The organism is Lentilitoribacter sp. EG35, assembly GCF_040784015.1.
Lineage (GTDB): Bacteria > Pseudomonadota > Alphaproteobacteria > Rhizobiales > Rhizobiaceae > Lentilitoribacter.
This window is the reverse complement of sequence record NZ_JBFNGQ010000002.1, coordinates 393,255-406,560: the sequence shown is the minus strand read 5'-3', so window position 1 is coordinate 406,560 and position 13,306 is coordinate 393,255. Positions and strand designations below refer to the sequence as shown.

The 13,306-nt window shown below is 43.7% G+C and carries 12 protein-coding genes; 6 read left to right on the top strand and 6 right to left on the bottom strand.

All coding sequences use genetic code 11. The features are described 5' to 3' along the window. Positions 1–90 precede the first annotated feature (90 nt). A complete protein-coding gene (locus AB2J24_RS05825) occupies positions 91–1,506 on the top strand; it encodes a helix-turn-helix domain-containing protein (protein WP_367384773.1) in 1,416 nt (471 codons plus the stop codon). On the opposite strand, the gene AB2J24_RS05820 is transcribed toward AB2J24_RS05825, so the two are convergent. Beyond that, the gene (locus tag AB2J24_RS05820) at positions 1,503–2,300 is read right to left on the bottom strand and encodes a tetratricopeptide repeat protein (protein ID WP_367384772.1); all 798 of its coding nucleotides are present in this window, start codon (positions 2,298–2,300) and stop codon (positions 1,503–1,505) included. The genes AB2J24_RS05825 and AB2J24_RS05820 overlap by 4 nt on opposite strands. A gap of 168 nt (positions 2,301–2,468) precedes the next feature. Between AB2J24_RS05820 and AB2J24_RS05815 the strand changes: the two genes are divergently transcribed. The 3 genes from AB2J24_RS05815 to AB2J24_RS05805 all read left to right on the top strand — a co-directional run bounded on the left by AB2J24_RS05815 (position 2,469) and on the right by AB2J24_RS05805 (position 5,155). Further along, positions 2,469–3,854, top strand: coding sequence for a leucyl aminopeptidase family protein (locus tag AB2J24_RS05815; protein WP_367384771.1), 1,386 nt, complete (start codon positions 2,469–2,471; stop codon positions 3,852–3,854). Positions 3,855–3,929: 75 nt separating this feature from the next. Further along, positions 3,930–4,280, top strand: a complete 351-nt coding sequence (locus tag AB2J24_RS05810) for a MarR family winged helix-turn-helix transcriptional regulator (RefSeq protein WP_162654398.1) — start codon at positions 3,930–3,932, stop codon at positions 4,278–4,280. An 11-nt stretch (positions 4,281–4,291) separates the two neighbouring features. Further along, complete coding sequence (locus tag AB2J24_RS05805) at positions 4,292–5,155, top strand: NlpC/P60 family protein (protein WP_367384770.1); 864 nt, start codon at positions 4,292–4,294, stop codon at positions 5,153–5,155. A gap of 2 nt (positions 5,156–5,157) precedes the next feature. Here the strand turns inward: AB2J24_RS05805 and AB2J24_RS05800 are convergent, their stop codons facing one another. The 4 genes from AB2J24_RS05800 to AB2J24_RS05785 form a co-directional block, all read right to left on the bottom strand. After that, complete coding sequence (locus AB2J24_RS05800; protein ID WP_367384769.1) at positions 5,158–6,780, bottom strand: ABC transporter ATP-binding protein; 1,623 nt, start codon at positions 6,778–6,780, stop codon at positions 5,158–5,160. After that, positions 6,777–7,898, bottom strand: coding sequence for an ABC transporter permease (locus AB2J24_RS05795; RefSeq protein WP_162654395.1), 1,122 nt, complete (start codon positions 7,896–7,898; stop codon positions 6,777–6,779). Before AB2J24_RS05795 ends, AB2J24_RS05800 begins: the two co-directional genes overlap by 4 nt. Then, complete coding sequence (locus AB2J24_RS05790; protein ID WP_367384768.1) at positions 7,898–8,995, bottom strand: microcin C ABC transporter permease YejB; 1,098 nt, start codon at positions 8,993–8,995, stop codon at positions 7,898–7,900. Before AB2J24_RS05790 ends, AB2J24_RS05795 begins: the two co-directional genes overlap by 1 nt. A gap of 93 nt (positions 8,996–9,088) precedes the next feature. Then, complete coding sequence (locus tag AB2J24_RS05785) at positions 9,089–10,921, bottom strand: extracellular solute-binding protein (protein ID WP_367384767.1); 1,833 nt, start codon at positions 10,919–10,921, stop codon at positions 9,089–9,091. 90 nt (positions 10,922–11,011) lie between these two features. Here AB2J24_RS05785 and AB2J24_RS05780 point away from each other — a divergent pair, with 90 nt between their 5' ends. Further along, on the top strand, positions 11,012–11,563 hold the full coding sequence (locus tag AB2J24_RS05780; RefSeq protein ID WP_367384766.1) for a DUF924 family protein: 552 nt from the start codon (positions 11,012–11,014) through the stop codon (positions 11,561–11,563). 78 nt (positions 11,564–11,641) lie between these two features. Here AB2J24_RS05780 and AB2J24_RS05775 read toward each other — a convergent pair whose 3' ends face one another. After that, positions 11,642–12,190: a c-type cytochrome gene (locus tag AB2J24_RS05775; RefSeq protein WP_367384765.1), complete on the bottom strand. Its 549-nt coding sequence runs from the start codon at positions 12,188–12,190 to the stop codon at positions 11,642–11,644. Between the two features lie 254 nt (positions 12,191–12,444). Between AB2J24_RS05775 and AB2J24_RS05770 the strand changes: the two genes are divergently transcribed. Beyond that, a complete protein-coding gene (locus AB2J24_RS05770; RefSeq protein ID WP_367384764.1) occupies positions 12,445–13,305 on the top strand; it encodes a prephenate dehydratase in 861 nt (286 codons plus the stop codon). Position 13,306: the final 1 nt, after the last annotated feature.

The following is a 13,306-nucleotide window of genomic DNA, read 5'->3' as shown; positions in this document are numbered from 1 at the left end:
ATAGCGGATATTTTCATAAAAATAAGGGTTGAAAATGCAACATTATCAGTTTAGCAAATATTGCAACTTAAATTTTGCGAAAGTGCAAACATGCGTGGGCGAAAACTCTTTATCGGGCGAAATATCAGAGCTATCCGTGAGCAACATCAACTTACGCAGGCCAACTTTGCCAACCAACTTGGAATTTCAACGAGTTATCTCAATCAGATTGAAAATAATCAGCGGCATTTATCAGCCAATGTGCTTCTTTCGCTGGCTGAAAAATTCTCGGTTGATATCACGACTTTGTCCGAAGATGATAGCAACCGCTTGCTTGCGGACATGATTGAGGCCTTGGCTGATCCGCTTTTTGGTGGTGAATCTCCAAATGGGCAGGATCTCAAACTTGTAACCCAAAATGCGCCCGCCGTCGCGAAAGCGTTTTTGTCCATGCATCATGCTTTGCGGCGCGCAGGGGAGCAGCTCGCCGAACTCGATGACACGCTTGAGAGAAGCGGCGCACTAACTGAACCAGCCCCTTATGAAGAGGTTCGTGACTACTTTCATTACATTGATAATTATGTTCATGAACTTGATGTTCTTGCCGAGGATCTTGCAGAAGCGGCGTTGCAGCGAGGTCAGAAAAGTGTTCGAGCTTTAGCTGAATATATCGAGCGAAAACATCGCGTACATGTTTCAGTCGCAAATATTTCAGCAGATGAACGGGTTTTGCGAAGCTATCATTCCATATCGCGAACCCTGAAGTTGGATTCACGCGCTTCCGAATCAACCAACGCTTTTCAAATCGCGCATCAGATTGCTCTCATTGAGCATGGTGACTTGATTAGAGACATTGTGAACAGGGCTGATTTTAGATCAGAAGATGCAGGAGCTATATGTCAAATTGGATTGGCCAACTATTTTGCCGGCGCAGCACTTTTGCCTTATGGTCAGTTTCTAGATCTGGCGCGTACACATAGACATGACCTTGAAATTTTATCTGATCATTTTGGTGCGAGTATTGAACAAGTTAGCCACCGTTTAAGCACACTACAGCGCAACGGCAGCAAGGGTATCCCGTTTTTCTTCGCACGTGTTGATCAAGCGGGCAATATTACCAAGCGACATAGTGCCACGAAATTACAGTTTGCTCGATTTGGCTCTGCTTGTCCTTTGTGGAATGTTCACCGTGCTTTTGAAACGCCAGAACAGATATGTCGTCAGTTGGCTGAAACGCCCGACGGCGTTAGATATTTATGCCTGTCAAAAGCCGTGACCAAAAAGAAGGGCGGCTTTCGTGAGCCGGTACAGCGCCATGCACTTGCCTTGGGTTGTGAAATTATACATGCATCGGAACTGGTTTACGCTGATGATTTGGATATCAAAAGCGAACAGGCCTTCGAACCTATTGGTATTTCGTGCCGTATTTGTGACCGATCAAATTGCCATCAAAGGGCAGTGCCACCCCTCAAGCGTAAGCTTGATATTGATGAAAACACCCGAACTGTTATTCCATATAAATTTTAGCTATCTGCTAGTTTTTTCCAGGAATTGCTTTGGGCCAGCATTTCACGCAAATATCTGACGTTAGCTTCGGCTTGATTACCGGAAAGCTCGCCGCGAGCAATCTTTTCTGCCTCATCAAAGCGACCTTGTAGGCCAACGATCAGAGCTAGATTTTGACGTACCCTGCTATCGGCAGCAGGTTGCTTGGAGGCATTGCGCATATATGTTTCTGCAGTTCGTAGATCACCCTCCAATACATATGACATGCCTAAATTGGATAAGACAGACGGCTCATCTGGTACGATATCCAATGCCTCGCGATATTTATACCGAGCTTGAACGGATTGCCCAAGCTGATCAAGGATGGCACCTTCTGCAGATAATAGTTTCCAATTTGGTTGATCTGGAGTTTGTGCTCGGCGAATTGTTTGTAATGCTTGATCAAGATTACCAGCGCCAGCCTGCGCCTTGCCATAAGCTGCCAGCACAGTTCTATCTTCCGGGTTATGAATTGCAGCTTGTTGCATAACTGCAAGCGCTTGCTCATTGCTACCTGTCATAAGCAAAACAGATGCATATTGCATGGCGATTGGGCCACTTTTGGGATTACTTTTATATTTTGCACCTGCAGTTCGGGCTGCATTGTTAAGTTCAGTCGCGTTCATTTGTGCAAGAGGTTTATTAAAGCTAGCAACGGAACCAGTTGTCAGTTTGCTTTTGGATGCACATCCGGCAAGTGTTCCCGCAATCAGACAGACAGCTACCGTGACTGATATTCTAGAAAATTTTGACCGACAATGAGCTGCGTATTCCATTGGAAACCTCGTGTGCCTCAAGCTAAGTAAAAATGCCTGGAGAATAAATCTGCGGACGGCTATTCCTTAATTTATCAATAATCTGTTAACCCTAATGGAAGGTTAACAAATGATTCTTGCGCGAACTTCGCGTTAAGAATTGTTCACGCTATTTAGGATAGGAAAATCATGACTTCATTTCGTTTTCAAAACCGCAAACTGCCTTTTGTTTCCAGTTCTAAAACAGCACGCCCGATTTGGATTTTGACCAAAGATGAAGTTGCAGCAGGTGCTTTGCCGGATGCATCATCAAAATGGATCAGCGATATCGGTTTTAGTGGCGCTAAGGGTGAATTTGCATCTCTGCCATCTCAGGATAGTAGTTTGGCAGGCGCCGTATTTGGACTTGGCGATGGTCAAGATACGCTTTGTTGCGGCAAGCTCTCCAAGCTTTTATCAGAAGGTGATTGGGAAATTAAATCACAGTCGGTAAATGTAGCAGACATAGCTTTTGCTTTTGGGCTGGGGTCATATCGCTTTGAGAATTACCTAAAATCAGAACATAAAGCGGTTCGTATAGTTTCCCAAGGCATAGAAAACTTTTCTGATATAGAACGTAAAATTTACGGCAGTTTTTTAGCTAAGGACCTGATCAATATTCCAACGAATGATATGGGGCCCGCTGATCTCGAACAAGTTTTCAAAGATATTGGCAAGAGCTATAAAGCTAAGATCAAAGTCATAGAAGGTGATGAACTCTTAAAGCAAAATTTCCCACTTATTCATACGGTAGGTCGCGCGTCGGAAAGTGCACCGCGTCTTCTGGAAATGAAATGGGGCAAGAAAGACGCGCCAAAGCTGGCTTTGGTTGGAAAAGGGGTATGTTTTGATACGGGCGGCCTTGATATCAAGCCCGCATCGGCAATGGGTTTGATGAAGAAGGACATGGGTGGTGCAGCAAATATTCTCGCACTTGCTCTTATGATTATGGACGCTGATCTGCCTGTGAATTTGCACATATTGATCCCGGCTGTGGAAAATTCAATTTCGGACAATGCATTCCGTCCGGGCGATATCTTAACCAGCCGTTCGGGTCTAACCATTCAGGTGGATAACACTGATGCGGAAGGTCGGCTGGTATTAGCGGACGCGCTTACTTTTGCATGTGAGCATGAGCCTGAGCTCGTTATTGATATGGCGACACTGACAGGAGCTGCACGCGTTGCGCTTGGTCCTGATTTACCACCTTATTATACCGATGATGAAACATTATCTGATGAGATTTCAAAGACTGCATTGCAAGAGAATGATCCGGTTTGGAGAATGCCATTGTATAACGGCTATGAGGCAGATGTGAAAACGCGCATTGCGGATCTCACAAATGCGCCCTCAGGTGGTTTTGCAGGTTCAATAACAGCAGCTCTCTTTTTGAAAAGATTTGTCACCGAAGGTACGTCCTGGGTTCACCTCGATATTTATGGATGGAATCCAAAAGAACGTGCGCATTCCCCTATGGGAGGAGAAGCGCAAGCCATTCATACGCTCTTTAGCGTGTTAGAAGCGCGGTATAGCTGATCAGCACATATAAATTTGCTAATGTTATAGGTTTTATGTAAAGTAACGTATCCGAAATGAAAAACGGGTATATCTATGTCTATTCCAATGCGGCCGTACCAAGCGTTAGCTCTATGGCATTCTGTGGCGTTTGCTCAGGTTTTGGATGAAGGTCCGGATTTGACATTACGTCAGATGGCAATTTTGCTTGAAATTTATTTATCGTCCCCCCCGCACACTGTGCGCGGATTGGCGAAGAAACTAAATGTGACTAAACCTGTTATTACACGTGCACTTGATACAATGGGCTCGCTTGGCTTTGTAAGAAGATCAAGAGATGAACGAGATCGTCGAAATGTGATCATTAAACGAACAGTAGAGGGTGCACTTTTTATTGAGAAACTCGGTGATATAATTATTGAACAGGGCGAAAAGGTCGAACGCTAGGATATATGATAATGGAAGAACTAGACAAAAGATTAAATGTTTATCGTCCTGACTTGGCGGATATTCGCCTCGAAGACAAGGTTCGTGCAGGACGCTATGTAGAGGGTGAGCTATCTACAATCTGCATTCCAAAAATACCACTTCGGAAACGCCCCGATGAAAGTTTGAATATTGAAACAGAAGCGCTTTTTGGCGAAGAAGTATATGTGTTCGAACAATCTGATGGTTGGTCTTGGATCCAGCTTTTGAAGGACAAGTATGTCGGTTATGTCCCATCAGAAGCTGTGGCATTGGGGTTTAAAAAGTTTACCTACATTGTCGACCATCCCCGCACGTTTTTATACCCAGAGGCCAATATTAAAAGAACACCACGTTTGACGCTCTCCATGGGAAGTCGGCTTGATATTGTGGATGAGATTGAAGAAAAGGGAACGCGTTTTCTGGTTACGCGTGAAGGCGAGTTTATTTTTGAACGTCACTGTAAAGCCGCGCGCGCATTTAGTGGTCCAGACTATGTAAATCACGCGAGCCGCCTACTTGAGACGCCTTATCGCTGGGGTGGCGCTTCCGCATTTGGGATAGATTGTTCTGCTCTTGTGCAGCTTTCGATGTTTGTTGCAGGAACTTATGTCCAGCGTGATTCTGATATGCAGGCCAAGTCAATCGGTGAGGTGATCGAACCGGGCGAGAAGTATGAATATCTAGAGCGTGGTGATTTGGTTTTTTGGGATGGCCACGTGGCGATCGTGGAGGATAATAAAACTCTTATTCATGCCAATGGCTATACGATGAGCGTGGTGCGTGAACCGCTAGCCGCGGCGATCAAACGTATAGAAGGCATGTACGGAAAACCAACCCTTTATAAACGCCCCTAATTTTATGTTTCCATATCAAAAGCAGCTGCAATCAGTGCTCTGGTATAATCGGTTTCTGGTTCATTAAATATTTGAGTTGATGGCCCTTGTTCGATGATTTTTCCAAGCTGCATTACCATGACTTCGTTTGCTAAGGCGCGAACAACCTTAAGGTCATGACTGATAAATAGATATGCCAATTTATGACGCTTTTGCAGTTCTCGCAAAAGATCAACCACTTGCGCCTGCACACTCATATCAAGCGCTGATGTTGGTTCATCCAGCATAACGAATTTGGGTTTTAAAACCATTGCCCGTGCAATTGCTATGCGCTGTCTTTGTCCGCCTGAAAATTCATGCGGATAGCGCCAGCGCAGATTTGCATCCAGCCCTACCTCATTGAGAACATCAATAACCCGCTTATCGCGTTCATCGGCGGTGAGCTGTGGCTCATGTATAGCCAACCCTTCCCCAATAATCTGGTCAATCGACATACGTGGACTAAGTGAACCAAAGGGGTCTTGAAAGACTATTTGCATCTGATTACGAAGTCCGCGCATCTCTCTGAAGGAATATTCATCAATATTCTTGCCGATAAAGGCTATTCTCCCCTGCGATGAAATCATACGACTGAGCGCCAAACCAAGTGTGGTTTTACCAGACCCTGATTCGCCAACAACACCAAGCGTCTGACCTTCTCGTAGTGTAAGATCAATACCATCAACGGCCTTTATGTAATCGTTTGCTTTGCGCAGGAAGCCTGATTTGATTGGAAACCAGACTTTGACATCTTCGCCTTCCAAAACAATTGGTGCTCGTCGATCTGCCTCAGGTGGTTCTCCCTTAGGTTCAGATGCTAGCAGATGCTTGGTATAGGCATGTTGTGGGTTTTCAAAAATATCAGCGGTTGGTCCCGCTTCTACAATCTCTCCCTCTGTCATAACACAAACACGGTCTGCAAACTTGCGAACAATACCCAGATCGTGCGTAATGAAGAGCATCGACATGCCATGCTTTTTTTTAAGTTCACTGAGAAGTTTTAATATTTGCGCTTGGACGGTTACATCAAGCGCGGTGGTAGGCTCATCCGCTATCAGCAATTCTGGTCGATTGGCAAGTGCCATGGCAATCATCACACGTTGTCGCTGGCCTCCGGACATTTCATGTGGGTAGGCGTTTAATCGTTTTTCCGGTTCACGAATTCCCACTTGGTTTAAAAGTTCAATAACACCAAGTCGTGCGGATTTTTGGTCAATATTTTGATGAAGATGCAAGATTTCTGCAATTTGTCGTTCAATCGTATGAAGTGGATTGAGCGATGTCATCGGCTCTTGAAAAATCATTGTGATGTCATTGCCGCGGACAGCCCGAAGGTCAGGTGCACTCGCATTTAACAAGTCTTGATCTTTAAATTTAATCACTCCACTCGGGTGATGAGCAGCCGGATAAGGCAGGAGTTTAAGTATAGATAATGCCGATACTGATTTGCCTGAGCCAGATTCGCCCACAAGCGCGAGAGTTTCACCCTTTTCAATATCAAAGGATATATTCTTAACAGCATTTGTGACGCGGCCAGACTGATGAAAATCTACACTAAGGTTTTCTACAGATAGAATAACATCATCTTTCTTGGTGCTCTCTGTCATTTGAATGTCTTTCTTGGGTCAAATGCATCTCGTGTCGCCTCGCCAATGAAGATGAGTAGGGATAGCATAAGAGAAATAACGACAAAGGCAGTAAGGCCTAGCCAAGGGGCTTCGAGGTTTCGCTTGCCTTGAGCTATTAACTCTCCCAGAGATGGGGACCCAGGGGGTAACCCAAAGCCCAAAAAATCAAGTGATGTAAGCGTCGTGATAGAACCAGATAGAATAAATGGTAGGAAAGTGAGTGTTGCCACCATGGCGTTAGGTAACACATGGCGCCACATAATTGTGCCATTACCGACACCAAGTGCGCGCGCGGCATTCACATATTCAAAATTTCTTGCGCGAAGGAATTCTGCACGAACAATTCCAACAAATGAAACCCATGAAAATAATAGCATTATGCCAAGTAGAATCCAAAATCCCGGTGGCAAAATAGCAGCGATTATCAAGAGGATATATAGTACAGGCATGGAAGACCATATTTCAATAAACCGCTGCATGATGAGATCTGTCCAGCCGCCGAAGTAGCCTTGTACCGCTCCGGCTGCAATGCCAATAATCGCTGAAAATACAGTGAGAATAAGTCCGAATAGGACCGAAATGCGAAAGCCGTAGATTAAGCGTGCCATAACATCTCGTGCTTGATCATCTGTCCCCAACCAATTGAGATTACCAACTGTACAGTCAGGATCTTCTCCTTTTAGTGGGTAGGCCGAACATCTAAGTGTTTCATCCATCGACCAAAATGGGGCAGTTGGCGCTGAATGGGGGATAAATGAATTTGCTGTCGAATAGGAGTAGCGAATGGGTGGCCAAAACATCCACCCATTGGTTTTAATCTCTTCGCTGATAAATGGGTCTCGGTAATCTGTTTGCGCCAGGAAACCACCAAATTTTTCTTCCGGATAATCGATAATGACCGGAAAAAGTATTTCCCCCTTATATGAGGCTATGATCGGTTTATCATTAGCAACAAATTCTGCAAGCATACTCGCAATGAACAGAAATAGAAAAATCCACAGTGACCAATAACCCCTGCGGTTTGCTTTAAAATTTTGCCAACGGCGTTGATTGATGGGTGAAAAGAAGGGTTTTGTTGGCGCAGGGCTATGTCGCATTACACATCCCTTTTCTCAAAATCGATACGTGGATCAACCCAAGTATAAACAAGGTCAGATAGTAGACCAATGAGCAGTCCCATAAGTGAGAATATATACAGTGTTGCAAAGACAACAGGGTAATCGCGTTTAACAACGGATTCAAAGCCAAGTTTACCCAAACCATCTAGCGAGAAGATTGTTTCAATAAGGAGTGAGCCCGAGAAAAAGGCTGTGATAAATGCCCCCGGAAAGCCTGCTATGATGATGAGCATTGCATTGCGAAATACATGCTTATAGAGCACTTGTTTTTCGGCAAGACCTTTTGCGCGAGCCGTCACAACATATTGCTTACCAATCTCATCGATAAAGGAATTTTTTGTAAGAAGTGTAGTTGTTGCAAAGGCGGCTAAAGAAAGGGCTATAATGGGAAGCGTTAAGTGCCAAAAATAATCGAGGATTTTTTCAAACCAATTCAATTCAGACCAGTTTTCCGACACTAATCCTCTCAGTGGAAACCAATCTAAAAATGAGCCACCTGCAAAAACAACGATAAGAAGAATACCAAATAGAAATCCTGGGACTGCATAGGCAATAATAATAATGCCAGACGTCCAGACATCAAAAGTTGATCCGTCGCTGACAGCCTTCTTAATCCCAAGCGGAATAGAGATGATGTAGGATAGAAGCAATATCCAGATGCCAAGCGAGATTGAAACAGGCATTTTTTCTATCAGGAGATCCGTCACTGTAATGTCACGAAAGTAGCTTTCGCCAAAATCAAAACGGATATAGTTCCAGATCATAATCCCAAAACGAGTAAGGGCGGGTTTATCAAATCCGAACTGTTTTTCTAACTGTGCAATAAATTCCGGATCAAGTCCTTGCGCACCACGATATTTGGACGAGAACTCTCCATCAAGGCCTTCTTCAACATTAAGATTATCGCCACCGCCAGTCAGGCGTTCCGTGGCTGAATCACCTTGACCTGTAAGCTCTGCAATGACTTGCTCAACAGGTCCGCCCGGTGCAAATTGAACAACCGCAAATGAAATCGCCATAATTCCCAAAATAGTTGGGATAATGAGTAGAAGGCGACGAAGGATATATGCTCCCATTAGCGACGCCCACTAACTTGTAATTTTGCACTATGCATGTTCTTTGATTCGTTCATATGCAATTTGGAATCCGAAACCGCCTTCATTGCAAGCTTATTCGGCAGATTTTGACCACCAAACGGTTGGAAAACCTATAGAATATTTAGGTAATTCGTCTAATCGTTCGAATTTGTCCCAATAAGCGATACGAGAGGCACGTATTGTATATGATGGAATGATGTAGTCATTTGCAAGTAAAACCCGATCCAGTGCCTTTGTGGTGGCAACAAGTTCGTCTCTATTTTCAGCAAATATTATTTTCTGGATGAGTTTATCAATTGCAGGATTTGAAATGCCTGCATAGTTACCCGAAGCCGATTGGTCGACGGCATCAGACCCCCAATATCCGATTTGTTCATTGCCTGGTGAGAGTGATTGTGCCCAACCATAATAGATCATATCGTAATCGCGTTCACGCCAGCGATTAACCCATTGGGATGGATCAATTGAGCGTACACTAACGTCAATACCGATCTTCTTTAAACTTTGTGCATAAGGTAGGGCAACTTTTTCGATGATAGGACCATTTAAAATGATTTCAAATGTAAACGGTTCGCCTGTTTTTGCGTTGACCATTTTACCTTTACGAGTTTCGTAGCCTGCTTCTTTAAAAAGCTTGATAGCTTCACGTAAATTAGCACGTGCCTTTTGCGGTGTTCCGGCAATCGGGTTCCTATATTCTTCTGTGAAGATGCTTTCGGGGATTTCATTGCGTAATTCTTCTAATATATCGAGTTCCAGTCCTTCTGGAAGACCGGAGGAAGCAAGCTCTGAGCCAAAGAAGTAGCTATCAATACGTTTATAGGCATCATAAAATAATGTGCGATTTTGTTCTTCAAAATCATATGCCAGATTGAGCGCGCGCCTTACGCGTTGATCTTTGAATATTTCACGTCTCTGGTTCGGGATAAACCCCAGCATAATGCCTGAACTGCGATACGCATTTGCTAGTTGTTCTCGTTTAATTTTGCCCTCATTTGCAGCAGGAAAATCATATCCTGTAGCCCATCGTTTGGCTTCGTTCTCGACCCAGTAATCTATATCATTTGCTTTGAATGCTTCAAATTCAACATTGCGATCAGAGAAGTATGAGTAGCTAATTTTATCAAAATTATTCTGGCCAATATTTACATTCAGATCCTCCCCCCAGTAATTCTTAACCCGCTCGAAGGTAACCGAACTTCCAGGTGATATTTGAGATATGCGATAAGGACCAGACCCCATGATCGGTTCTAACGTTGTTCTGGAGATATCTCTCTGCTCACCGCTAGCATTTTTTGCCTCCCACCAATGTTTAGGATGCACCAGAATCTGCCCAACAATGTGCGGTAGCTCGCGATTGTTCTTTTCATCAAATTTGAAAGTAACTTCTCTCTCTCCCGTTTTTTCAGCGGAAATCACATGTTTGTAATAATTTTTTCGCTTTGGGTCATTTGCTATCGCGCTTTCAAAGGAAAAAATGACGTCTTCAGGTGTAACAGGCATTCCATCATGCCAACGTGCTTTGTCTCGCAACAGATATGTCACGCTGGAATAATCTTCAGGATGAGAGAATGCTTCAGCGAGCAGACCGTAGTCCGAAGAAATTTCATCTAAGGATGACACTATCAGGGTTTCAAGCACAAGGCCAAGCCCTGTCGCAATCTCACCTTTGGCTGTTGCAGGATTGATTGTATCAAAAGAACCTGTTTCCGATAATCGTAAATTCCCGCCTTTGGGTGCGTTTACATTCACATAATCAAAATGACTAAATCCTTGTTGATATTTAGGACTGCCAACAAGTGACGTTGCATGTTGCCAGTTTTTTGTGTCATCGGCAAAACTGCTATGGGTGAGTATTACCAGGCTTGAGGCAATGAACAAAGGTCGAACGAAACGTTGAAACATATATACGATCCCTATTTATTATTCTTATACAGTTAGATAAGCTTACTTTATTGATAAAGTCACATCAAAAATTTGTAATGGAAAAATGATATGGTCCCTGAAAATTGGCATAACGATGTTCTATCCTTTTGGTTTAGTGAGCTAACACCTAAACAATGGTATATCTCTGACGATGATTTAGATAAGCTTATAAAGCAGCGTTTTGGGTTAATATTGGCAGAATTGTCCGACCAATTACCGGATGATATCATGCAAAACGCGAATAAATGCCTTGCCGCAATTCTTTGCTTTGATCAGTTCACGCGCAACATCTATCGTGGTTCAGGAAAAGCATTTGCTCAGGACGAAAAAGCATTGAAGTTATCTCAACACATTATCGATCAGGGTTGGGATAAAACAATGGGGCCGATGCATCAGCAATTTGTTTACATGCCTTTCATGCATGCAGAAGATATTGAAATGGCAAAAATTTCATTAGAGTTCTTCTCCCTGATGGGTGAAGAAGCAATAAAGGCGGCCCAAGATCATTTTAATATTATTGAAAAATTTGGGCGATATCCTCATAGGAATGAAGTTGTCGGTAGATTTAGCTCACCAGAAGAAATCGAATATCTCAAAAATGCTCAAAGATTTGGTCAATAGCGGCTAAAATTCTGAATTCAGGCAATAAAAAACCCAGCTATAGAAGCTGGGCTTTTAAAACCGTGTATTTAACAATCCTTATGGCAACGGAGCCGGATTTGTTGAAAGACTTCTTAGATACGCGATAACATTTGCGCGGTCTTTTTCCTTTTTCAAACCAGCAAAGCCCATGGAAGTGCCTTTGATATATGCTTTTGGTTTAAGAAGGAACTTGTTCAAGTTTTCATATTCCCAAGATTTTGAACCATCAGCGCCATATTCTTTCATCGGTGCCGAATAACCAAACCCATCAGCTCCACCGGCAGGACGATTTACAATATCCCAAAGAGCTGGACCAACTTTGTTGGCACCGCCTTCATCCGCAGTATGACAAGCCGCGCATTTTTTAAAAACTTTTGCACCAGCTTCTATGTCAGCACTTGCTAGTAAAGGGCTGATTGGAGCAAGCTCTGCCTCACCACCACCTGCAGGACCCGCTGCTGGGGCATTTGCAACTTCAATTACAAAACCTTCTTGCTCGGGTGCTTCACTGTGGAAAAGTCCTTCAGATACGAAGGAAATTGTTAGAACCACAAATACTGCACCTAAAAATGCGCTTGAGATCATATTAAAATAGGAGGAATTCATGCCTTATCGCTCCGTTTGGTGTGCTTTGCCCTTCGATTCGGGCATCTGAATTTTGCCGGAACTTATTGCTTTTGTGTCTGTGTTGCAACAACGATTTTGCATGCCATACTGAGACTTTTTGCCACCTTTGGCCAAAATTTCGAAAATCTCGTCAATTTTGCGAATGATTGAGATGGATGTAAACGCCAAACTAGCGATTGACTCGGCCTTTCCTGCTGATAAAACAAATCGAAATCAGCTAGGTGACAATGAATATGGCAAAATCGACTAATTTAATCTCTTTTCAGGGTGAAAACGGTGCAAATTCGGATATGGCGTGCCGGGATATGTTCCCAGATATGCAGCCATTGCCTTGTCCAACATTTGAAGATGCATTTAACGCCTTGGTTTCTGGTGAAGTTGATCTTGCTATGATTCCTATCGAGAATACGATTGCCGGTCGGGTTGCTGATATCCATCATCTGCTTCCAAATTCGAGCCTGCATATAGTTGGTGAGTATTTTATGCCAATTCGGTTTCAATTGATGGTTTTGCCCGGGGCGGAGAAAAGCGATATTAGAAGCGTTCACAGTCATGTTCATGCGCTTGGTCAATGTCGCAATATTGTCCGCCAAAATAATTGGAAACCGGTTGTTGCTGGTGACACCGCTGGTGCCGCGCGGCAAGTGTCGGAAGCGGATGATAAATCCATGGCAGCGCTGGCGCCTCGCTTGGCCGCAGATCTTTATGGATTGGAGATTTTGGCTGAAAATGTAGAGGATCATGAAAGTAACATCACACGTTTTGTGGTGTTATCGCGTGATGAATCGATAGAGCCACGTGCATCAGATGACGAAACTTGGGTTACAACTTTTGTTTTCCGGGTTCGAAACTTACCTGCCGCACTTTATAAATGTATGGGCGGGTTTGCGACCAATGGCGTGAATATGACTAAGCTCGAAAGTTATCAGATTGGCGGCACGTTCATCGCAACTCAATTCTATGCAGATATTCAGGGCCACCCAGATGACTTGTCCGTTCAGCGCGCTTTGTCTGAGTTAGAATATTTCTCAGAATATGTGAATATTCTTGGCGTTTATAAAGGGCATCCGATGCGCGATGAAAATATTATCTAGC